This is a genomic window from Streptomyces sp. NPDC093064, from assembly GCF_044754605.1.
Classification (GTDB): Bacteria; Actinomycetota; Actinomycetes; order Streptomycetales; family Streptomycetaceae; genus Streptomyces.
In genome coordinates, this window is the sequence record NZ_JBIVPK010000081.1 from 1 (window position 1) to 20,556 (window position 20,556).

Genomic DNA, 20,556 nt, shown 5'->3' on the forward strand with positions numbered 1-20,556 from the left:
CCCGCGGAGCGGGTACCACATCGCTGCGCGATGTGCAAGCGAACAACCGTGCTGCGCACGGTTGTTGCGCACCCGCTCCGCGGGTGCGAACCCCGTTGCTGCGCAACGGGGTTGATGGCGGTCGCTGCGCTCCCGCCGGCCCGCGCATTGCGCGGGCGGTCCCCTCCGCTGCGCTTCGGGGACTGGTGGGGGCCGGCCGCTGCGCGCCCGGCAGGCCGCGCGGTGCGCGGCCTGTGGCTGAGGGGGTGTCAGTGCGGCTAGTAGGGTCTGCAGTACGGAAGTTGGGGAGCGCTGAGCGCTCCCGGGCGGGTCCGCTGCGCTCCCCCGCCTGACGGTCCTTTCGGCTGCGCCTCCAGAACCGTTGGGCTCGCTACCGCGGGCCGGGCTGGCTACGAGGGTGGGGGGTGGCTCGTTCGTGTGGGTTCCAGGGTAGTGGGTGCATCAGGTTGATGCACCATGTACCGTTGGCGGAAACACGGGACACCCTCCAACCACCTGATGCGGGCCCAGCTGTCCGCGCTTCCGGAAAAAGGAAAACGCATGTGGAGTGCTCAGGACGTGGCGCGGGATCAGGTCCGGCGTCAGGCGAATGGCCTGGACGTCGCCGCCGTTGCGGAGAAGGTCGCGGAGGCCGCTGTCCGTGAGCGGGAAACCGCGGAGCAGTTGAGGGGAAACGGCTCCTTCTACGAGTTCGAGATGGACCGGGAGCGGATGGCTGCCATCTGGCTGGCCAAACACGCTGAGTGGCGGCGCGTCAGGGACTTGATGACTGTAGTCGGTTGGAGCATGTACGAGCCGGAACGGGATGCTCAGGGCTCGGTGTGGGCTCGCGAGCGTGAGGAACGGTTTGCTGGTGCTCTTGCGGCACCGGCCGCCTTCGGGGAACGGCAGGGGGAGGAAGCTGATGAACTGCGGGCGGAGGTCCAGCTGTCCGCCGCGTCCAGTCGGCTGATCCAGGTGGTGGCCGACCGGGCGGGGCTGCGCCCCTCTCAGGTCCTGGCCCAGCTTGCCGAGCGGATCGTCGTGGGCGAGGACGGTACGGTGTTCGTGCCATCCTTCACGCCGTCCCTGTGATTTCCGAAGCGAGTAGAAAAGAAAGCAGAGGAGCAGCGTGGGAATGCTGGGTATTCAGCTTCGGGAACACCAGGTAGCCCAGAAAGCGAGCTTCCGTAAGTGGGTGGGATTCCCCGCAAGATCATCCGTACCGTCGGAGGGGGCCCGGGGCACGATCGTGTCCGCGACCGGATCAGGGAAGACGATCACCGCCGCCGCGTGCGCGCTGGAGTGCTTCCCAGGCGGCCGGATCCTCGTGACTGTGCCGACCCTGGACCTGCTCGCGCAGACCGCCCAGGCATGGCGCCTGGTAGGCCACCGGGCCCCGATGGTCGCGGTCTGCTCACTGGAGAACGACCCAGTACTCAACTCGCTCGGTGTGCGCACCACCACCAACCCCATCCAGCTCGCCCTGTGGGCCAGGCACGGGCCCGTGGTCGTGTTCGCCACGTACGCCTCCCTCGTGGACCGCGAGGACATCGACGCACCCGAGGGCCAGCGGAAGGTTCGCGGGCCACTGGAAGCCGCACTGGCGGGCGGGGAACGGCTGTACGGGCAGCAGATGAGCGGCTTCGACCTCGCCATCGTGGACGAAGCCCACTCAACCGCAGGTGATCTCGGACGGCCGTGGGCAGCGATCCACGACAACGCCCGCATCCCCGCCGACTTCCGGCTGTACCTCACCGCGACGCCGCGCATCCTGGCCTCGCCCCGGCCGCAGAGGGGCACGGGCGGCCAGGAACTGGAGATCGCGAGCATGGCCGACGACCCGGACGGAACATACGGCACGTGGCTGGCCGAACTCGGACTGAGCGAAGCGATCGAACGCGGCATCCTCGCCGGATTCGAAATCGACGTCCTGGAAATCCGCGACCCCTCCCCCATCCTCGGGGAATCGGAGGAGGCGCAGCGGGGCCGGCGCCTCGCGCTGCTGCAGACCGCACTTTTGGAGCACGCCGCGGCGCACAACCTCCGTACAGTCATGACCTTCCACCAGAAGGTCGAAGAAGCCGCCGCGTTCGCGGAGAAGCTGCCTCAGACGGCTGCGGAGCTGTACGCCACCGAGGCGTCGGACGAGGCCCTGGCGAAGGCGGAGGCGATGCCGAAGTCCTCGATCAACGCGGAGCTGTACGAGCTGGAGGCCGGACGTCACGTCCCGCCGGACCGGGTGTGGTCAGCGTGGCTGTGCGGCGACCACCTCGTCACCGAACGCCGCGAAGCCCTGCACCAGTTCGCCAACGGCATCGACGCGGCCGGGCGCCGGGTGCACCGGGCGTTCCTCGCGAGCTGCCGCGTCCTCGGGGAAGGCGTCGACATCACCGGCGAACGGGGCGTGGAAGCCATCTGCTTCGCCGACACCCGCGGCTCCCAAGTCGAAATCGTCCAGAACATCGGCCGGGCACTCCGGCTCAACCGCGACGGCACCACCAAGGTCGCACGCATCATCGTGCCCGTCTTCCTGAAGCCCGGCGAGGACCCCACCGACATGATCGCCTCCTCCTCGTATGCCGGGTTGGTCGCTGTGCTCCAAGGCCTCCGCTCCCACGATGAACGACTCGTCGAGCAACTCGCCTCCCGCGCCCACACCCACGGACAACGCAAAGTCCACATCCGACGCGACGAGGACGGGCGGATCATCGGGGCCGGCGGCGAGGGGGACCGCGAGGACCAGGAGCAGGACGGCAGCGAAGCCGCTGCCGAGTCGGCCCTGCTGCACTTCTCCTCTCCCCGGGACGCCGCCACGATCGCCGCGTTCCTGCGCACCCGGGTCTACCGGCCGGAGTCCCTGGTCTGGCTCGAGGGCTACCAAGCCCTCCACCGCTGGCGCCAGGAGAACCAGATCACCGGCCTGCACGCCATCCCCTACGACACCGAGACCGAGGTCGGGGTGACGAAGGATTTCCCCCTGGGCAGGTGGGTGCACCAACAGCGGAAGGCACTACGGGCCGGGGAACTGGAGCCGCGGCGCAAAGAGCTGCTCGACCTACCGGAGGCCGGGATGGTGTGGGAGCCCGGCGAGGAGGCATGGGAGGCCAAGCTCGCCGCGCTCCGCTCCTACCGGCAGGCCACCGGACACCTCGCACCCCGACAAGACGCCCTCTGGGGCGAAGGCGACGCAATGGTGCCCATCGGACAGCACATGGCCAACCTCCGACGGAAGGGCCAGAAGAACGGCCTGGGCAAGGACCCGGAGCGGGCCGCCGTACGCGCAGCGCAGCTGACGGCGATCGACCCGGACTGGAACTGCCCATGGCCGCTGGACTGGCAGCGGCACTACCGCGTCCTCGCAGACCTGGTCGACGCCGACGGCAGCCTCCCCGACATCGCACCCGGCGTGACGATGGACGGCGACGACATCGGCAAGTGGCTTCAGCAGCAGAAGCAGCCGGGGACCTGGTCGCGGCTCCTGCCCGAGCAGCAGGAACGGCTGGCCCGACTGGGAATCAAGCCGCTTGAGACCCCGTCACCCGCCCCGGCGACCCTGCGTACGGCGAAGGGCTCGAGCAAGGCGCAGCAGGCGTTCCAGCGGGGTCTGGCGGCCCTTGCGCAGTGGGTGGAGCGGGAGGGCGCGGACCGGCCTGTACCGCGCGGCCACAGCGAACAGATCGCGGTTGACGGCGAGGCAGAGCCGGTGGTCGTGAAGCTGGGCGTGTGGGTCTCGAACACCAAATCGAGGCGCGACAAACTCGCCCAGGAGCAACTGGACGCGCTGCGGAAGCTGGGCATGGAATGGGCATGACGCCGCCACCGTCCGGCCGCTGAGCGGACCGCGCGAGGCCCGGGACAATCGCGCTGCTGGCCGTGCTGGTCCTGGCCGTGACGTGAGGCAGGGCGCTCCGGGTCGGCCAAAGCCCTCGGCCGACCCAGTCCGGCGACTGGTCACCCGGTGGCAGAGCCCCCAGCGATCTGCGAGTCACCCGGCTCAGCCGTAGCGGGGCTCCGTAGCCCAGAGTCCTCCGCGGTGTCCTGGTTATGGCCGATCCCCTTCGTGAGCGTAGGCGACCGTGAGAGATGTGGCAGGGCAGACGTCCCTCATAGAGGGAGCCCATCACGGTGGCGGAGCGCTTGAGGGGTGGCGTGGGGGAGATTAGTAAGGGCATTGAGCGAGCGCTGCGGACTCGTCCCCTACCCACTGGTGCTGCGGCATTGCGTTTCCTGCTTAAGGCGGAGAAGGGCTCTACGAAGAACGTGGCGCGTCTTGCGGGCGTTTCGCAGCGCACCGTGCAGCGGTGGGTCACTGATCGGCCGGGGATGCGGCGGCGTCCCAGTCCCGCGCACATGGAGAGGATCGAGGAGGCCGTCCGGCGGCGCTGGCAGCCCCGGGTTCGTGCTCGCCAACGGGCCAGGGCGGAAGCGGACGGTTTCGTCATCCACACCAGGGCGCGGTTCGGGTTTGCGGCGCCTGCGGGATCGTCGGACGATCCGCGGGTGCGGTGGATCACTCAGTATTTGTCGGGGGAGGTTGCTAGGGAGCTGTTCGCCGCCCGGGACGCCGGCGCTGGCGAGCAGCAGCAGATGGTGATCCTCGCCCGTGCCCTGGGACATGCCTACTTCCGGGACGGAGGTCGACGCGCCCACGGCCTTGGAATCGCCTTCACCGACGTGGAGTTCGCCGACTTCTCCATCGGCTGACAGTTCCTGTGCCGGTTGGTGCGTGGGCCTCGGCGCTGGCCAGACTGCCGTATCAGTACCTGGGATCACGACGGGCCATCGGCTGTCGCCGCGTGGTCAGCATCGCGTCGTAGTGCTGTGCTTCCTCGCGTTCGCGCCAGTCCCATTGGATGCGGCCATCGGGTCCTGTGCGCTGGCCGGCGGGTGGCTGGGGCGGGCGGATTCTGGCTTCCTCGGCCGTGCGCAGCAGGTGGATGCGGTCGTGGGGGCCGGCCAGCAGGTGCTGGTCCTGGCCGGGCGCGAGCCGGGCGAAGCACACGGCGGCCTTCAGGAAGACGTGGGCCCACAGCGGCACGCGGTGGGTGGCGCAGCCGTCGGTGTAGCGGGCGCGGTCATGCAGGGCCAGGGTGGCCGCGGCGTCGTCGTAGTCGCCGGGGCGTGCGGTGGCGAGCTGCTGGAAGGAGGCGCCGGTAAAGAGCGCGGCGGCGAGGGCGGCGGCCAGGCGGGGATGGGCGGTCGTGGTGGAAAGGCGCCTGGCGGCTTCCCGGGCTGTCTGCTGGGTGAGACGTGCGGGTGGCGGGCGGTGCCGGAAGGTGATCGGCGGCGGTGTGCACGGGGCGGTGCAGGAAGCGGGGCTGTCGTAGGAGACGAGGCGGTCCAGTGCGGGCAGGGTGAGCCACCGGTTGGCCGGGCGGGCGGGCTCATCAGAAGGCGGGGGTTCGGCAGCGGGCGTGCCGTAGTAGTGGCGCCGGGCGGCCGCGTAATCGGTGGTGATGGTGTGGTCGGCCGCCTGCAGGGCCTGGTGCAGGGCGGCGGGCAGGTGGGGGCGGTGGCAGATCAAGGTCAGGTGGATGCCGGTGAGGGCGCGCAGCTGCAGGAGGCGCATCGTGCGGCGGGCGGTGAGGCGGTGGGCACGCAGGACGGTCAGCCGGGTGACGGGTAGAGCAATGATCCATGCGGTGGCGGCTTCCCAGGCGGGCTGACGGCCTGCGGGGAAACGCCCCGGGAGCAGGGGCGGTTTGCCCAGGGCTGCGAGAAGGTCGTGGGCAAGGCCGGTTTCGCTGGTGGTGCCCGGGCCGGGGTGCAGGGTGATCCTGCCGGACGGCGGATGGTGGGCGGCCAGGGCGGTGTGCGTGTGGATCGCGTCGTCGCCTGGGTCGATGACCACGGCGACGGACGGTGACACGGCGAGCGGCATGGCGGCGTGGGGGTCAGGCAAGGCGGCTGAAGGCCCAGCGCAGCAGCTCCTGGTCCACGCGCGGGCGGCCGGTGCGTGCCAGGGCGGTGCGGGTGTGGGCGGTCAGCTGGGCCCAGGCGCGGAAGTTGCCGTGAGCGGCATGTTGGTCGGCGAAGGTGAGGTCGTCGGGGTCGGCGTCGGCCCAGATCGGGTGGAACAGGGGGATGGCCTCGAGGACCTCGCTGGGGGTGAGGCGGGTGAAGTGCTGCCAGATGAAGATGCGGGAGGAGAGCATCGGTTCGCGGCGCAGCACGGTGTGGCAGCCCTCGCCGCCGACGAAGATAATCGCGAGCTGGGTGGAAGGTTCGTCCCACAGGTAACGGAAGTACTCGAACGCCTCCCCGTTGAGCCACTGCGCCTCGTCCACGAGGAAGGTGCGAGGGTGTTCGGCCAGCGCGGTCTTCAGCAGGCGGTCGAACTCGCTGGGGTGGCGCGGTGGTTCACCGGCCAGGTCGAGCGCGGTGAACAGCTCGTAGCGCACCGCGCGGGCGGTGGGCCGGGCACGGAAAGTGATCTTGCGGACGTCCTCATGCGGCCCGAGGTCGCGCAGGCAGATGTTGACGGCGAGGGTCTTGCCGAAGCCGGCACCGCCGTGGATGCACATCATGGCGCGGGCAGCGACGCTGTCGGTGATGTTCTCCCGGGCGGTGAGCAGGGCACGGGTGGTGACCACGGACGCATCGGGCAGATCGACGTACTGGTAGGTGGCCGCGGTCACGAGGCGTCTCCGTCTTCAGCGGTCTGTGCGGGCGGTTCGGGCAGTTCGGGCGGTTCGCCGGGGGCCAGGTCGGACGGGATAGGGGCGGGGTCGGACGGGATGGGAGCAGGCCGACTGGGCGCGGTCCGGGTGGCGAGGGAGGGCGGGGTGCGCCACTCGGCCGGCGGCGCAGCGGGCGGGATGAGATCCGGCAGTGCCAGATCGGACAGGTCGGTATCACTGGCCTGGGCGAGCTCGGCCTCGGCCTGCACGGCGGTCAGCGCGCCGAGCCGCTGCGGCGCCTCGGGCTGGGTGGCGGCGGCGTAGCGCTCACGCTGGGAAGCCTCCAAGTCCTTCTTCAGACGGCGGACGCGAGCGGCCCGTGCCCGCCGTACGGCGCTGATCTGTTCGTCGGTGGCCTGATCGGCCAGGCCCGCGGGACCGAGGTAGCGGCCGGTGGCCGCGTGGTAGACCTCGATCCGGTGGTCGTGGTGGGGCATGAACCGGACCCGGCCGGCCTGACCGGTCATCCACGCTCCCACGTAGTCACGCTTTTTGAAGCGGACTCCGCGGGTGGTCAGCGTGCGGGTGCCGGCGTCCTCCAGGGTGAACGTCCACAGATCAGCCACGGGCACGTCCCGCAGCGGGGTGGGATCGTCCTGCCACGCCTGAAGCGGAGTCTTGCCCCGCAAGGGCGCGGGGCGATGCTCGGTGTTCCACCACAGAGTCCAATCCAGCAGCCGGGCGGTGAAGTCCTCGAAGCCGAGCAGCAATTCGTCCTTCGGGCGGGAAACCCGTTTCCCGGGGCGCGGCTGGCGAACGTAGCCGGGCAGCGCGGCCAGGAACATGCTCTCCACCGCCCGGTTGAGGCCCTCCACGGTGCCCTTGAGGTGGGGGGTGTAGGCGGGCAGGTCCTCCACCATCACATCCAAGAGATCGAACGCAGCAGTCACCGTCCTGGATAAGAAGTCCTTGCCCCGGTCCACCCGGACCTTCTCCGGCAGACCACCGAAGGGGCCGTAGGGGTCCTCACGCAGGACCGCGGAACGCAGCGCGGCCAGCACCGACTCCCTCGACGGATCCCCCGGCGTGACCGCGACACCAGTGATCGCGTTCGTCGCGCAATCGGTGAACCACGTGATCCACGGCCTACGCGCCTTGCCATCGACCTCGACCAGCACCGGAGCCTGGACGTGGTCGGTCTCCCACACCTGATTGCGCCAGCCGCGCGGCCGGGCCACGAACACATCGTGCTTGCGCGCCGCCCGCTCCCCACCCGCAAGCCCCGCCCGCTCCCCCGGCGTCAGATCACGGCGGATCGCCCGGTGCAAAGTCATCAGCGACGGAGGCGGCTCCCCCTCACCCCTGGCAGCGCGAGCGGCCAACTCACGATGGACCGCCGCGACGTTGCCCCTCCACAACCCCAGCAGAGCCCGGATCTCGTCACTGACCGCGAACCGGCCATAGTACGGAGCCCGCTCCCCCGGCACCGCGGCCGCGGCCTCATCCTGTTCGGCGGCGGCCAGCCACCGCCACACCGCACGCTCCCGCACCCCCAGCACATCCGCCGCCGACCGCACCTGCCCAGTGGTGAGCTTCCCCTCCCGCCGCAAGGCCAGCAACCGGCGCACCGCCGGCCCCCGCAACGCCCGAACCGACACAGCCGGCAAAACCCCACCCGCCCCCGCCGAGGCCGGGCCCTGCTCTCCCTCATCCACACCCCCGAGCAGACCAATCACTCGCCGGCCACTGGATCAGAACTCACGAAACTGAGACAGCGTCACCCCTCACGCGATAACACCCCCACGACAGCGATACCCACGGAACTCTCACCCTCATGACAGTGGCCCCACGCCCCTAAACCGCCACCCACCAGCATCAACACATCCAGACCCACTGTCTCTCACCCCACTGTCCCGAAACCGAGAGATCGCATCAGGCAGGATTGCACCAGACGGTGACGACGATGTCGTGTCCCAGCGTCTCGTCCACGACACGGTGCAGGGCAAGGTCGACGACACGATCATCAAATCCCGGCCGGGTGGGACGCGCGGCCGCCGGAGCTCGACGCGTCGCACGGCGTCCTGGTCTGGGGGTGTCCGGCAGCCCCAAGCGGTCAGGCCCGGGCGGCTCAGGATGCCCAGTGCCTGGATGGGTGCGGCGGAGCTGGTCGGCCATCCACGCTCGGGTGGCCCTCGAGCGAGCGACTGCACGTGCGGAGCCACTACCCCAGGGCCCATCTGCACCTCACAATGTCCCACACGCCGGTAGCAGAGAGCTGTCGGGAGCGTCACGGGGGAGGCTGATCGTTATCAACGCTGCCGATTCCACCGGCTACTTAGGGCCGCTGCGTCCCGAGGACCCGCGAGATGTGGCCGGTTACCGTTTGGTCGCCAGGATCGGCGAAGGTGGTATGGGCGCCGTCTATCTCTCGTACACCCGCGGCAACCAGCCGGTCGCGCTGAAGGTGATCCGCCGGGAGTTTGCGCAGGACGAAGAGTTCCGGCGCCGCTTCCAGCAAGAGGTTCAGTCCGCACGCCGGGTGCAGGGCTACCACGTCGTCCCGGTCGTCGACCATGACACGACCGGGAGCCTGCCGTGGCTGGCCACCACCTTCGTCCCGGGGGTGTCGCTCGACGAGGCGATGGCCGTGTACGGCCCACTGCCGCTGCCATCGGCCCTGCAACTCGTCGGCTGCGTGGCGGAAGCACTGCGCGCCGTGCACGTGGCCGGCGTGATCCACCGCGACCTGAAGCCAAGCAACATCCTGCTGGGCGCGGGCGGGCCCTGGCTGATCGACTTCGGAATTGCACGGGCCGCCGACGCCACTCAGCTCACCCGCAGTGGAGGGCTCATCGGAACGCCCCAGTACATGTCACCCGAGCACGTCAACGGGGGGTCACTGAGCCCCGCAACCGATGTCTTCTCACTGGGCCTGGTCGCGGCGGTCGCGGCCACCGGCCGTCATCCCTATGGCAACGGCGCGGCCGTGACGCTCGCCAGCAGGATCGCCAACAGCGAATTCCGACCCCCGGACCTGACTGGCTACCCGGAACCGCTGCGGCCCGTCCTGGAACGCTGTCTGGCCGTTGACCCGGCCTCCCGGCCTACCCCCGCCGAACTGGCCGAACTGTGCGCAGAGGCCTACGGCCGTCCGCTGCGCGACTTCACCCGTTGGCTCCCGAATCCGCTCACGGCAGAGATCGCCTGCCGTGCACAAAGTTCCAGGCAACCGCCCTGGCCCGGCCCTCCGGCCGAGGTCGTCACTTCAGGGCACCTGTCTACGTACGTGCCGCGCTCACCGCAGTACGTCCCGGCTGGGTCCGGAGCACCCTCGTCGACCTGGCGCCAGGCGTTGGTGGTCATCGGCGCTGTCGTGGCGGCCGTCGTCGTGGCAACGATGGCCGTGTCGGCGTTGACGGGTGGTGGGGACGAGACAGGCGGCCGGCCCAGTGGTGGCCCGACGGCCACCTCGCCGGGGCAGTCGACCCAGCCGCCGGCCAGCGGGACATCGTCCGAGCCGTCACCCACTCGAACTGCCTCGGCCGACTACGCGGTGAAGTTCAAAAGGAAGCCGTTCACGATCCGGCCGGGTGGATGGAGCGAGGTGGACCTGGACGTCCCGAAGGTCGACAGCAACGGCGCCTTCAAGGCCAAAGAGGAGACCGAGATCCAGTACATCGATTCCTTCGCCTACTCCACCCCGCTGGTTTTTCTGACCCCGACGGGCATAAGCGACGGTACGACACCGGAGGCATGCAAGTCGGGAGCCGAGACCAATGTGCTACCGCCTGCTCTCGACCGGGATGAACTGACGACGACCATTCACAAGGGCACGGTGCTGTGCACCGTCACCACCGAGGGCAACCTGGCGATGCTGGAGATCACCAAAATCGTCGAGCGTTCCACCTATCCCGATTACATCACCAGGCTGACGCTCTGGAAAATGCCCTGATGCGCAACGCCCCTGCAGGCCAGCGACGTCGAAGGCAGCGAAAAGGGTGCCGTGGAACGCGGTGGAGCCATCGAGGTCTTCGCGGACCCGGCGGACGCTCAGGCGCGCGCCAAGTACATCGAGTCGGTGACGAAGTCGATGTCCACGCTCGCCGAGTACGACTACGTCCACGGCACTATCCTCGTCCGGGTCTCGCACTACCTGACACCGAAGCAGGCCGCCGAGTACAAGGCCGCCCTCAACGGCTGAGGGGCCACTCCGATGGGGGCGCACGGCTCGGCCGGGCCGGCTGAACGGCGAGCAGCACGGCGTACGCCTCGCTGAGGGTGCTCATCCCTCGGCCGGCGACAGATCCTCCGGGTCCGTCATCACCAGTGCCGCGAGGTCCAGGAAGGCTTTGGCCGTACGGGACTTGATCCGAAAGAGGTCGATCGCGCGCGGGGATGACAGGTGGGGGTCGTAGGGGATCACGACCAGGTCCCGGTAGCGTTCTGGCAGCCCGGACCGGGTGAGCCGGGACGCGGGCTCGTTGTTCACGGTCTGGGTCACGGTGACCACGACGCTGTCGGCCAGCTCGCCCCAGCCCTGAGCGCGCAGACCGTCAAGGAGTGCGGCGACGGGGTCGTCCTGGTGCTGGAGCGTGGTGCACACGACCAGCTGATCGGTGTGCCGGAGCACGACGTCTGCCATGTCGTCGAATCGCTCCGCTGCCCAGTCGATCAGGATGACCGGGTAATGCCGGGCTGCCAGGGACAGGATGTGCCGGTACTCGTCGGCGTATGCCGAGCTCGGCGTGGCCCGCAGCGCGCGGTGGGCCAGCACGTGCAGGCCGGAGGGCAGGATGCTCGTGCCGTGCCGCACCTCCTCGTACGCAGCGTCCAATGCCAGCCGGGTCAGCGTGCGAGGGGTTGAGGAGGCGTCGGACGGTAGCTGGCTGTGCAGGTCGCCGGTCTGCGGTGCCCCGTCCAGAGCCAGCGCCGCTTGTTGGCGCAGCGCCACGAAGAGGGAACCCAGGATGACGGTTGTAGTGAGTCGCCCGGAGTGGGGCTGCGCCCCGACGAGCGTGATCCGGCGGCTGTGTCGCAGCCGGCGGTGCACCAGAGCCAGCTTGTGGTCGCGTTCGGCGCGGCCGAAGTAGCCGAAGGAGGGTGGCCGGGGCGCCTCGGTCTCCGCCCTGGGTGCGCGTTCGCGTGGGAGCGAGAGCCGTTGGGCCTCCTGCCGGACGTCGTTGATGACGGGGGTCTTTGCCCACGGCCCGTTCACCGGTACTGCTGCAAGGTCTGCCGAGCCTGGTGTCAGTTCGGGCGGCTCCACCCGCGTGCGATGCGCGTCGGGTGCGTCCGTATCGAGGCGCGGCGCGGGGCCCGTCCCGCCCTGCAGTGCTGCTGCGATCGCCACGTACTGGGCGAGCTTGTCGGCCACCTCACCGGCCGTCGGCCGTACTGTCGGATCGGAATCCAGGCAGCGCAGGACGAGTTCTCGCAGGGACTGCCAGGTGTCGCCCGACCACAGGTGCATGTTCTCGGGCAGGCCGGGCAGCGGGACGCGGGGGCGGCTGCTGACCAGTCGGAGGAGTTCGCCGAGGGCCCTGATGTTGTCCTCTTTGGTGGGCGGGGCGCCGGCGCCGTGGTATTCGCCGTCGATGGCGCAGTCCGACAGCCCGGTCAGCAGCACTGTCCGTTCCAGTACCACGACCGAGTCCGCTGCCAGGTCGGCCGGTATCAGTTCGTTGAGATGGCAGATGGTCAGCGCGGAGGCCAGGTGGAATCCGAGCTGGAGGCTGGTGAGCAGGTCGAAGGCGCCGGTCTGGTTGGGGCCGATGTAGGCCAGCAGGTCGCTCAGGCGGGGTGGCTGGGCGTTGGCGCCGCCGGCTGACGGAAAGAGCTGTACTGCGATCCAGCCCGGGCGGTCGTTCAGGTCGGTGTGGAGCAGTTCGGGGGCGTACCGGCCGGCCATCCGCCGCAGGGCCTCTGCCTCCGTGGTCAGCAACTGTGCTGTGGATGGGGGGAGTTCGGGTCGTGCGGTGCGCACCGCCACCTCTCCGAGGCGTGGGGCGTATCCGAGGTAGACGTTCGTACGGCGGCCTGGGCGCCGCCCGCGCAGCGAGTAGGGGCCGAGCTGGGTCGGGTCCTGCGGGGTGAGCGGGTGCCAGACGGGCGGCCGGACCACCCGGGGCGGCGGCTCGGGGGTGGCGGTCGGAGCCGGCAGGAGCACCCCGAACCGGCTCATCAGCCGGCGCTCCAGGGCGGTGAAGGCGGCGGTTCCGGTCGGCAGCCGGTCAGTGCCGTCGGGGTGGGCGAGCCAGGCTGGGAAGTCCGGGGAGCGGCCCGCCAGTTGCTCGAGGCGGCGGCCGATACGCCGGCTGGTGCGCACCAGTTCGCCGCTGGGTACGGTGTCCAGCAGGGCGGTCTTGCACTCCTCGGTGAAGTCGAAGACGCGGTGCTTGGCGGGTAGCGGCCCGGGGACAGGGGCCGGGCGGGGATGCACGAGGCCGCCCAGGAAGACCTCGGCGAGATGGGTGGTGCGGGCTTGCCAGGGCACTGCGGACTGCACGAGCCGCATCACTGGCACGGTCAGGGGGGATACCGCGGCGAGATGGGCGGCGAGCCGGTAGGCCTCCGGTGAGGCCGCGTCCCGGAAGTGCTGGAGGCTGCCCACCTGGCGGGAGGCGACTGGGTCGTGCTGTCGGGGCCGGGCCAGCAGCGGGAGCTGTACGGTGGTGCCCGGCGAGGTCAGCAGCTCGGTCCAGGTGCGCAGGGAGTCGGCGGTCGGTTCCAGCACCGGAACGGGCAGGCCGGTGAAGTCGATGGGCAGGACGGGGTCGGTGATCCGCCAGGCTGTGCCCGCGCCGCCGGGCCTATGGGTGGTGGCCTGCCAGCGGTCGGCCTGGATGCCGGAGCCGTCCCACAGTGCGGGCGGCAGGGTGTGCAGGATCGCTACCGGGCCGTTCTCCGCCCAGGTCAGCAGGATGTCGTGGACCGCGCCGCTGCGCCAGCCGGAGCCCATGCCGTCGCTCACGACGAAGACCAGGGTCTGCCCGGAGGGGTCGACGAGCGTGGACGGGGAAAGCGGGGAGCTGTCCGGGTTGAACGGGTGGCCGCGCAACACCGGGCCGCCCGGGGCGCGGGTGTCGAGGCCGCGGACCTGGATCGAGCGGAAGGCGCCGATCCGCTGGAGGGTCGTGAGCAGCTCGGCGGTGAGCCGGTGCCAGAGCAGCATGGACAGGCCGTCGTCGACAACCAGGACGAGATTCAGCCAGCGTTCCCGGCGCGGCCGGAGTACGACGTCGGGCAGCCGGGTCTCGGCGAGCTGGGCGGCCGTGGCCGCCTCGTCCACCTCGCGCAGCCGGGGGCTTGGCCGCTTCCGTTTCAGCGGCCGCAGCGCCCGTCCGATCACCAGCTCGTCGCGCAGGGCCTTCTCCTGCGGTACCAGCAGCGGCAGTGCCGACGGGCCGGGGTCCGGGACCGGCGGAGGCGGCGCGGTCGGCAGGTCGGGGAGCTGCGGTGCGGCGTGCAGTTCCGGCCGGGTCAGCGCGGGCAGTTCGGGGTCGGGCCGTGGGGTGTCCGGTTCCTCGTCCGGCTCGGCGGCCGGTTGCGGCGGGTTTGGGGGCGCGGGCTGGGCGGGGGGTGCCGTGCGGCGCAGCAGCCGTGGCAGGGGCAGGTCGTGGGCGTCCTGCGGCAGACGGCCGGCCAGCCACAGCATGTCGAGTACTTCCTGCGGGTCAGGGTCGTAGCCGACGCCCTTCAGCACCCGCAGCAGTGCTCCGAGCCGGTTGCCCCCGCCGTCCTGCCACTCCCCCGGCACGGCCTATACCGTTCCTGTGAGCTGGTGCAGAACGGCGTCCAGCAGCCCGTCGGCGTCCAGGTGCACGCCGCTGGTACGCAGGAACACGGCGTTGAGCAGCTGGTCGGTGGCGAGTTCGCCGGGGGCGCGACGGCGCAGGAAGGCCTGGAGCAGGTCGTCCACCTCCGGCAGGATCTCCGGCCCGAGGTGCGCGGCGACGATGGCCCGCAGCCGCTCCTCGTCGGGCATCGGCAGGTCGAGCCGGATGCAGCGGCGCAGGAAGGCGGGTGGAAAGTCCCGCTCGCCGTTGCTGGTGATGACGACGACCGGGAACTCGGTGCACTCCACCCGGCCCTGGCGGATGGTCACCGAACCGCGGTGGGCGGCCGTCAGCACCTCTATCTCGGCCAACTCCTCAGGCAGCCGAGCGAGTTCGGGGATTTCGAAAACGCCCTCCTCGAACACGGTCAGCAGGTCGTTGGGCAGGTCCACGTCCCCCTTGTCCATCTCGTCCACGAGTAGCGCGCGCGGGGTGTCGTGCGGGGCGAGCGCCGTGCCGAGCGGGCCGAGCCGGATGAACGTGCCGATGGAGGGTTCCGTCTCGCCGTGGTCCCGGCTCAGCGTGGTCTCCCGCAATCGCCCGATCGCGTCGTACTGGTAGAGCGCCTCCTGCACGCTGGAGCGGCTGTTGACTGGCCAGCGCAGCAGCTGGCCGAGGCTCAGCTCGTGCGCCACCGCGCGCGCCAGAGACGACTTGCCGGTGCCCGCCGGGCCGGTCACGAGTAGCGGGCGGCGCAGATGCAGGGCCGCGTTGACGATGTCCGCGTGCTCCGGCGCGACCAGATAGGGCAGCGGCCCGGCCGTACGGCCGCCGGGGCTGAAGCGCCGCCAGGGCGGAGCGGGCGGCATGGTGACCGGGCGGGCCACGCCGTCCCCGCGGAAGATCCGCCAACTGCCGTGTGCCGACGTGGTCATCCGTTCTCCTGGGGTTCTGCCAGCTGCAGCCGGGGCATCGAGCGGTCCGCGTCCGACCAGGCGAGGACGGGGCGGCCGGCGTACTGATGGGGACTGCCCAGCGTCATCGCCCGGTACGCGCGCGTGCCCTCCGGCAGCGTGCGCACCGGCACCGGTGACAGCCGTGCCAGGGCATGGGAGCGGTCGGCCCATTCGCGGTCCCACATCACCACGGGCACCCCCATCAGCAGACAGGTCTGCACGATCTCGTCACGTGAGCGAGGCGGGACGTCCACGGCGACCCGGACGGCGTCCTTGTCGGCCAACAGGGCGCCATAGACCTCACTGCGGCCCTGGGCGGGGTCGTCGAACGTCAGGAGCGCGTCCGAGTCGAGAAGTCTCCAGCGGTGGCGCCAGTCGGGATGGAAACGCTCGTGGCGGTGCAGGAGTTCCGGACAGGTGACGACGACCGGGAACTCGGCGCCGAGCACCCCGGGCAGTTCGTCGGGCTCAAGCGGATCGCCGTCGGTGCCGGCCATGCCCCACTCGTCCACGGCGAGGTTCAACTCGTCCCGTCCGACCAGGAGTTCCAGCACTGGCCGGCTCCTGTCGGGTGTCGCCCGGTACAGCGACTCCAGCACACCGAGCAGCTCATGGGCCGCCTCGGCGCCCGAGCGGGGGGTCTGGGCGTCCAGCGAGGTCTGCCGGGGCCCGCTGCCCTCGTCGCACCACACCCGCAAGCGGTAGCGGTCCGCGCCGGCCCGCTCCACCCGGGCCGTCACCCACGCCGGAGCCGTCCGCTCCCGCGCCGCACGTGCCCACTCCTCGGCGTCCGTACGGCGCTCCAGGAGCGAGGAGGCGGGGATGCCCAGCCGATCCACGACGGACATCGTCCACAGCCGCAGAGCCGCCTGCAGCGAGGGCGGCGCGAGCGCGGCCAGGTACTCCACCACGCGCAGCAGCCCTGGCACCCGCAGACCGTCGGCATCGGTACGGCTGTCGCCGGTGAGGCACTCCAGGTACTCCAAGAGCCCCTTGACGCCCTCGCTCGTGGGGAGCGCGGCGGCCAGGGGCAGCGCGGCGCGTGCCACCTCGGGCAGCCGGGCCCGCAGCGGCGCGAGCAGGTCGTCCAGGTAGCGCGTCAGCTTGCGGTGCTCGCGCGGAGACAGCAGCCGGGGCACCTGCGACATCCGGCCGGCCGCAAGCAACGGGGGCACCGCCGCCGGTTCCCGCCGGCGCAGCACCTCCGTCAGTGCGGCCAGCGCCCGCGGTTCGGTCAGCAACAGGGCCGCGAACTCCTCGGTGGTGGGCGGGGACAGGGTGTCGTGGACGCCGTATCCGCAGTGTTCCGCGACGGCGCGCGCGTGTTCGATGCGCAGCCCCGACGCCGGCATGTACCGGTCCAACAGGTCCACCAGCAGCTCGTACGCCGGATCGTCCGGGTCGAGTTCCGGTGCCTCGAACAACATGGCCGCGCCGGCCGCCTGCAGCTCGGCCTCGATACGCTGCCAGGGGATGCCCCAGCTGCGCCGCGCGATGTGCTGGGAGCTGTAGGGCAGCGGCTGGCCGGTGACCGGGTCGTGGGGCGGCGTGACGTGTCCGGCAACGATGCCCACCACCGCGTTGTCTCCGATCGACCACAGCGGGCAGCCGCTGTACGAGGGGCCGATGGCCATGCCGGTGGCGTCGCCGTCGACGTAACCGACTGCCTCGTCACAGGACTTGACTCGCACGTCCGCGAAGGTGTGGCTCAACCCGCTGCTGTGCCAGGCGCGCAGCGACTGGCCGATCGCCATCGGCAGCCACAGGGGTGGAGGCACGTCGCGATGCGGTTCCGACTCCAGCCGCAGGACCGCCAGATCGCCCAGCCACTCGTGGTCCTCAGCCCGCGGGATACCCGGTGCGCCGTCCCGGCGGCGCGCGGGCACCCAGTGCGCGATCCGGGCGTAAGCGCGGACCGTGCGGGACAGGCCGTGCAAGGCGACCGGCACGGTGTGGTCGCCCGGGTGCCGCGGATCGAACGGTCTTCGCCCCAGCGCGTCGTTGACAACGTGGGCACAGGTCAGCAGGTGGTCCCGGGTCAGCAGGACACCCGCGCCCACGCTCTCGGAGCCAGCGGCCTTCAGCACGGAGAACACGCAGTGACGCGGGTCCGCCGCGGCCGACGGGCCCGCCTTGATGAACCAGCCCACGTCGTCAGTCCGCGGCAGGTGCAGGCCGCCAGGTGGCCGAGACCGTCAGATGGGCCTGCCCGCTCCCCGCGACGAAGCCCAGCTTGAGATCCTGCCCGACCTGCACGCCGAAGGTAACGTTGATCTCCTGCGGCGGCATCTCGGCACCCGCCACAGCATCATGGATCTCCTGCAGGATCGGCCCCAACGGCCGCAGTGTGTTGCGCACCGTCTCGACGGCCCGGTCGGCAACGCCCCGCCCGCCCCGGGACACCGGAACAGTGGCCCCCATGCCCTCCGGGAGATCCACGGCCGGCTCCACGGGGCCCTCCCAGGCCTCCCCCGGTACGAGCTGAAACCATACGGGTGTCCCGTCCGCCAACTGAAGTTCACTGAAGTCCGACACCCTTACCATTGTGCCGATCACGGCCCCGCTGAGAACCCGGAAGAAGAATTTCGGCTACCGCCACGCATCATGAGGGGGCCTGGCAGGACTGCTTCTCATCCTGCGGCCACAGCCCGCTTCCAGGCCGCACCTCTGGCGCTGGTTCAGCGCGACGCGTTCGCCATGGGTGACGGCGGCGACCAGGTGCACGGCCCGCCGGGTGGCGGTGCGCGAGCCGCGCAGGGTCTTGCCGTCGACCGCGACGGCGCACAGGTCGTCACTGGGGCTGGTGCAGTGCGGGGCGAGCCAGGCACCGATCGCGGCGTCGACGGTGTCGCCGTCGAGGCGGGCCAGGACCCGGCCGAGGGTCGTCGCCCGCGGCGCGGCCCGAAGACCCAGCCGGTCACGGATCTCCTCGGGCAGGTAGGCGGCATGCCGCGCTACCGCGACCAGTGAGGTGGCGCCGGCGAGCACGGCGATCGTGCACAAGGCGAGCAGGGCGCCGAGACGGTAGCGGCGACCCTGACGGCGGCGGGGATCCGGCAGAACATCCAGGACGTCGTCCAGGTCCACGACCCGGCCGGCATCGAGAGTGGTGCCCACATCATGGTTGCGGTGGCGGGTCAGGAGAGTGATCAGTGATGACGGCATGGGGAAGCGTCCGTGTTGATGAGGCGTCAGACACCTCGATCATCACGGACCGCTTCCTCTTCTTGATCACCGCCCCGGACCTCAACCAAGTGCGATTCCAGACGTTCCGCGCGTCACTGGGTGGGTGGTTCGCAGGTCGCACAGGGCCCTGACCACGCCGCCATGACGCCCGTCGGAAACGGGATTACGAGCAACAGCCCGAGCCGCCGGCGACCGTGCTGCGCTGTCCGCTGTGGAGGTCGTCGTTGTGGCCGGCGGCGATCCGCGCCCATTGCGCGGTCGGCCGTCCGTCCTTGCGGAACTGCTGGCCGTCGGTCTTGTACGGCTGCGGCCAGCCGGACGGAGAGTCTTCCCAGGTCTCCTGCCGCCCGTAGACGGTCATGTCGAGGATGCCGTAGGAAGGCGCCATGGGTTCGACACCGCGGCCGGTGGTCCAGTACGTCTCGTAGACGCGGTCCCCATCGCGGAGGTAGCACGCCTGCATCCCGAAATAGCGGCCGGCGACGAGCGGTTCGTGCGACTCGGCAGGTACGGAATACCAGGGCATGTCCCAGCCCATGAAGCGGCGATAGCGGTCGGACTCCTCGACGGGGCCCTGGCAGAAGACGGCGAGGGTGACATCACGCTGGTGCAGATAGGACAGTTCGCGGACCTGGCCGGTGAAGAAGGTGCAGCCCTCGCACTGGTCGGCGGCGGTGTGGCCGTCGTGCCACATGTGATACGACACGAACAGCTGGGTGCGGCCCTCGAAGATGTCGATCAGGGGGACGGCTCCGTTGCCTCCCACGAGCGGAGTCGATGGGTCCACCTCGGTCATGGGTAGCCGCCGCCGTGCTGCAGCGATCGCGTCGCCCTCGCGGGTGTGCGCCTTTTCCCGGGCGCGCAGGGTGTCGATGGCGGCCAGCCACTCCCGGCGGGAGACGACCGGCGGCTTGTTCTCAGCAGTCATGTCCGTACTGACCCGACAGCCCGCAGGAACTCATCGGTGGAGCCCAAGCCGGGCGCAGATTGACCACGACCTCGGCCGCACGATCCGTCACGCGTTACGCGCAGAACTTCTGGAATCTCGCTTAGCGCCCACTGAGGACAGTTCAGGGCGTCTCAGAACGCACGAGCCCTGGTGGGCGCACGGGTATCCGAAATATGAACCCTTGGCGCCGACGTTACCCCCTCTATGAGCGATTCATCCAGAGATGCCCTTTTCTCCCCGCTGCAGCGTGAGTCCTTTCGCAAACTGCTAGCGGCCGAACGTGCCGGCACGAGCGTGCAGATCGCGGCGTTGAGCCGTGACTTCGATGGAATCGTCGAGGCGAACGCCCTGGTCGCAACCGATGACGAGCACGATCCAGAGGGGTCGAGCACCGCTTTCGAACGGGCCCATGTCGCCGCCATGCTGGCGCAGGCGCGCGACCATCTAGCCGATCTGGATCGGGCGCTGGAGCGCTTGGAGGAGGGCGACTACGGACGGTGCGAGGGCTGTGGCGAGCCGATCCCGACCCAACGCCTGGAGGTGCGCCCGGCGGCGCGCACCTGCGTACGCTGCGCCGCAGGATGAGGCTTCCCGTGTGCCGAACGCCGTCCGCGCACCCGCCTCCGAACCCACCCTGAGAAAAACGTGCAGCCCAGGCCCATAATCGTGGGGTCGCGCGAGGCAGATCAGACCTGGCCGAAGTCGAGCGCTGCAGGGAAGTGAGCCGAAACCTTGACCACGCCCGTGAACACATCTCCTTCCCGGTACGCCCTGGCCACCGGATCGAGGACGTAGGTGTACACCAGCGGGATTCCTGTGGCGACCTGCGTCGGCTGCCTCCGGCGGCAGTTCCTCGCGTGTCGGCAGGTAGGGGAAGTAGTCGCCAGCCGCCTCGGAGCGACGGCGGGGGACTCCGTCGAGCTGTTCACCGACCAGCCGGGCGGTCTGTTCGGCACGAGCGAGAGGTCCGTGGTGGATCGCCGCCAGCAGGACCCGGGGCTTCACCCTTGATCGTGGACACCGGTGGTTATGCGGCGGTGGCCAGCGTAGTTGATCGCTGTTCGTAAGTGATCGGGCTGATCTGGCCG

General features: G+C 70.3%; 15 protein-coding genes and 1 pseudogene. 6 read left to right on the plus strand and 10 right to left on the minus strand.

From position 1 onward, the window contains the following. The first annotated feature begins 498 nt into the window (after nucleotides 1-498). The 3 genes from ACIQFZ_RS40775 (at nucleotide 499) to tpg (ending at nucleotide 4,686) form a co-directional block, all read left to right on the plus strand. On the plus strand, nucleotides 499-1,074 hold the full coding sequence (locus ACIQFZ_RS40775; protein WP_402693682.1) for a hypothetical protein: 576 nt from the start codon (nucleotides 499-501) through the stop codon (nucleotides 1,072-1,074). Nucleotides 1,075-1,117: 43 nt separating this feature from the next. Beyond that, nucleotides 1,118-3,793, plus strand: a complete 2,676-nt coding sequence (locus tag ACIQFZ_RS40780) for a Helicase associated domain protein (protein WP_402693683.1) — start codon at nucleotides 1,118-1,120, stop codon at nucleotides 3,791-3,793. 338 nt (nucleotides 3,794-4,131) lie between these two features. Further along, a complete protein-coding gene (gene tpg / locus ACIQFZ_RS40785) occupies nucleotides 4,132-4,686 on the plus strand; it encodes a telomere-protecting terminal protein Tpg (RefSeq protein ID WP_402693694.1) in 555 nt (184 codons plus the stop codon). Between the two features lie 52 nt (nucleotides 4,687-4,738). Here tpg and ACIQFZ_RS40790 read toward each other — a convergent pair whose 3' ends face one another. The 3 genes from ACIQFZ_RS40790 to ACIQFZ_RS40800 are packed head-to-tail and all read right to left on the minus strand — an operon-like array spanning nucleotide 4,739 to nucleotide 8,230. Next, the gene (locus ACIQFZ_RS40790; protein ID WP_402693684.1) at nucleotides 4,739-5,884 is read right to left on the minus strand and encodes a hypothetical protein; all 1,146 of its coding nucleotides are present in this window, start codon (nucleotides 5,882-5,884) and stop codon (nucleotides 4,739-4,741) included. Beyond that, nucleotides 5,877-6,620: an AAA family ATPase gene (locus ACIQFZ_RS40795; protein WP_402693685.1), complete on the minus strand. Its 744-nt coding sequence runs from the start codon at nucleotides 6,618-6,620 to the stop codon at nucleotides 5,877-5,879. The genes ACIQFZ_RS40790 and ACIQFZ_RS40795 overlap by 8 nt, the downstream gene beginning before the upstream one ends. Beyond that, nucleotides 6,617-8,230: a Mu transposase C-terminal domain-containing protein gene (locus ACIQFZ_RS40800; RefSeq protein ID WP_402693686.1), complete on the minus strand. Its 1,614-nt coding sequence runs from the start codon at nucleotides 8,228-8,230 to the stop codon at nucleotides 6,617-6,619. The genes ACIQFZ_RS40795 and ACIQFZ_RS40800 overlap by 4 nt, the downstream gene beginning before the upstream one ends. Nucleotides 8,231-8,787: 557 nt before the next feature. Here ACIQFZ_RS40800 and ACIQFZ_RS40805 point away from each other — a divergent pair. Next, the gene (locus ACIQFZ_RS40805) at nucleotides 8,788-10,554 is read left to right on the plus strand and encodes a serine/threonine-protein kinase (protein WP_402693687.1); all 1,767 of its coding nucleotides are present in this window, start codon (nucleotides 8,788-8,790) and stop codon (nucleotides 10,552-10,554) included. 51 nt (nucleotides 10,555-10,605) lie between these two features. Next, nucleotides 10,606-10,803 (plus strand): hypothetical protein, encoded by a 198-nt coding sequence (locus ACIQFZ_RS40810; protein ID WP_402693688.1) that lies wholly within the window; start codon nucleotides 10,606-10,608, stop codon nucleotides 10,801-10,803. Nucleotides 10,804-10,884: 81 nt separating this feature from the next. On the opposite strand, the gene ACIQFZ_RS40815 is transcribed toward ACIQFZ_RS40810, so the two are convergent. The 6 genes from ACIQFZ_RS40815 to ACIQFZ_RS40840 all read right to left on the minus strand — a co-directional run bounded on the left by ACIQFZ_RS40815 (nucleotide 10,885) and on the right by ACIQFZ_RS40840 (nucleotide 19,447). Then, complete coding sequence (locus ACIQFZ_RS40815; RefSeq protein ID WP_402693689.1) at nucleotides 10,885-14,358, minus strand: SAV_2336 N-terminal domain-related protein; 3,474 nt, start codon at nucleotides 14,356-14,358, stop codon at nucleotides 10,885-10,887. A 3-nt stretch (nucleotides 14,359-14,361) separates the two neighbouring features. Next, nucleotides 14,362-15,312: an AAA family ATPase gene (locus ACIQFZ_RS40820; RefSeq protein WP_402693690.1), complete on the minus strand. Its 951-nt coding sequence runs from the start codon at nucleotides 15,310-15,312 to the stop codon at nucleotides 14,362-14,364. Continuing rightward, complete coding sequence (locus tag ACIQFZ_RS40825) at nucleotides 15,309-17,483, minus strand: trypsin-like peptidase domain-containing protein (RefSeq protein ID WP_402693691.1); 2,175 nt, start codon at nucleotides 17,481-17,483, stop codon at nucleotides 15,309-15,311. Before ACIQFZ_RS40825 ends, ACIQFZ_RS40820 begins: the two co-directional genes overlap by 4 nt. Before the next feature lie 4 nt (nucleotides 17,484-17,487). Next, a complete protein-coding gene (locus ACIQFZ_RS40830) occupies nucleotides 17,488-17,772 on the minus strand; it encodes a CU044_2847 family protein (protein ID WP_383064280.1) in 285 nt (94 codons plus the stop codon). Between the two features lie 150 nt (nucleotides 17,773-17,922). After that, the gene (locus tag ACIQFZ_RS40835; RefSeq protein WP_402693692.1) at nucleotides 17,923-18,498 is read right to left on the minus strand and encodes a transposase family protein; all 576 of its coding nucleotides are present in this window, start codon (nucleotides 18,496-18,498) and stop codon (nucleotides 17,923-17,925) included. Between the two features lie 184 nt (nucleotides 18,499-18,682). Then, entirely contained in the window at nucleotides 18,683-19,447 is a 765-nt protein-coding gene (locus ACIQFZ_RS40840; protein ID WP_402693693.1) for a DUF899 domain-containing protein, read from the minus strand. A 225-nt stretch (nucleotides 19,448-19,672) separates the two neighbouring features. Between ACIQFZ_RS40840 and ACIQFZ_RS40845 the strand changes: the two genes are divergently transcribed. Then, entirely contained in the window at nucleotides 19,673-20,053 is a 381-nt protein-coding gene (locus tag ACIQFZ_RS40845; protein ID WP_376654316.1) for a TraR/DksA family transcriptional regulator, read from the plus strand. Between the two features lie 240 nt (nucleotides 20,054-20,293). Here ACIQFZ_RS40845 and ACIQFZ_RS40850 read toward each other — a convergent pair. Next, a pseudogene (locus ACIQFZ_RS40850) lies at nucleotides 20,294-20,455 on the minus strand (histidine phosphatase family protein); the annotation flags it as partial. Between the last annotated feature and the right edge of the window lie 101 nt (nucleotides 20,456-20,556).

Excerpts from the sequence above, each read along its gene's own strand:
- ACIQFZ_RS40845 (WP_376654316.1), top strand. The coding sequence starts at position 19,673 with ATGAGCGATTCATCCAGAGATGCCCTTTTCTCCCCGCTGCAGCGTGAG.
- ACIQFZ_RS40780 (WP_402693683.1), top strand. The coding sequence starts at position 1,118 with ATGCTGGGTATTCAGCTTCGGGAACACCAGGTAGCCCAGAAAGCGAGC.
- ACIQFZ_RS40820 (WP_402693690.1), bottom strand. The coding sequence starts at position 15,312 with ATGACCACGTCGGCACACGGCAGTTGGCGGATCTTCCGCGGGGACGGC.
- ACIQFZ_RS40840 (WP_402693693.1), bottom strand. The coding sequence starts at position 19,447 with ATGACTGCTGAGAACAAGCCGCCGGTCGTCTCCCGCCGGGAGTGGCTG.
- ACIQFZ_RS40835 (WP_402693692.1), bottom strand. The coding sequence starts at position 18,498 with ATGCCGTCATCACTGATCACTCTCCTGACCCGCCACCGCAACCATGAT.
- ACIQFZ_RS40775 (WP_402693682.1), top strand. The coding sequence starts at position 499 with ATGCGGGCCCAGCTGTCCGCGCTTCCGGAAAAAGGAAAACGCATGTGG.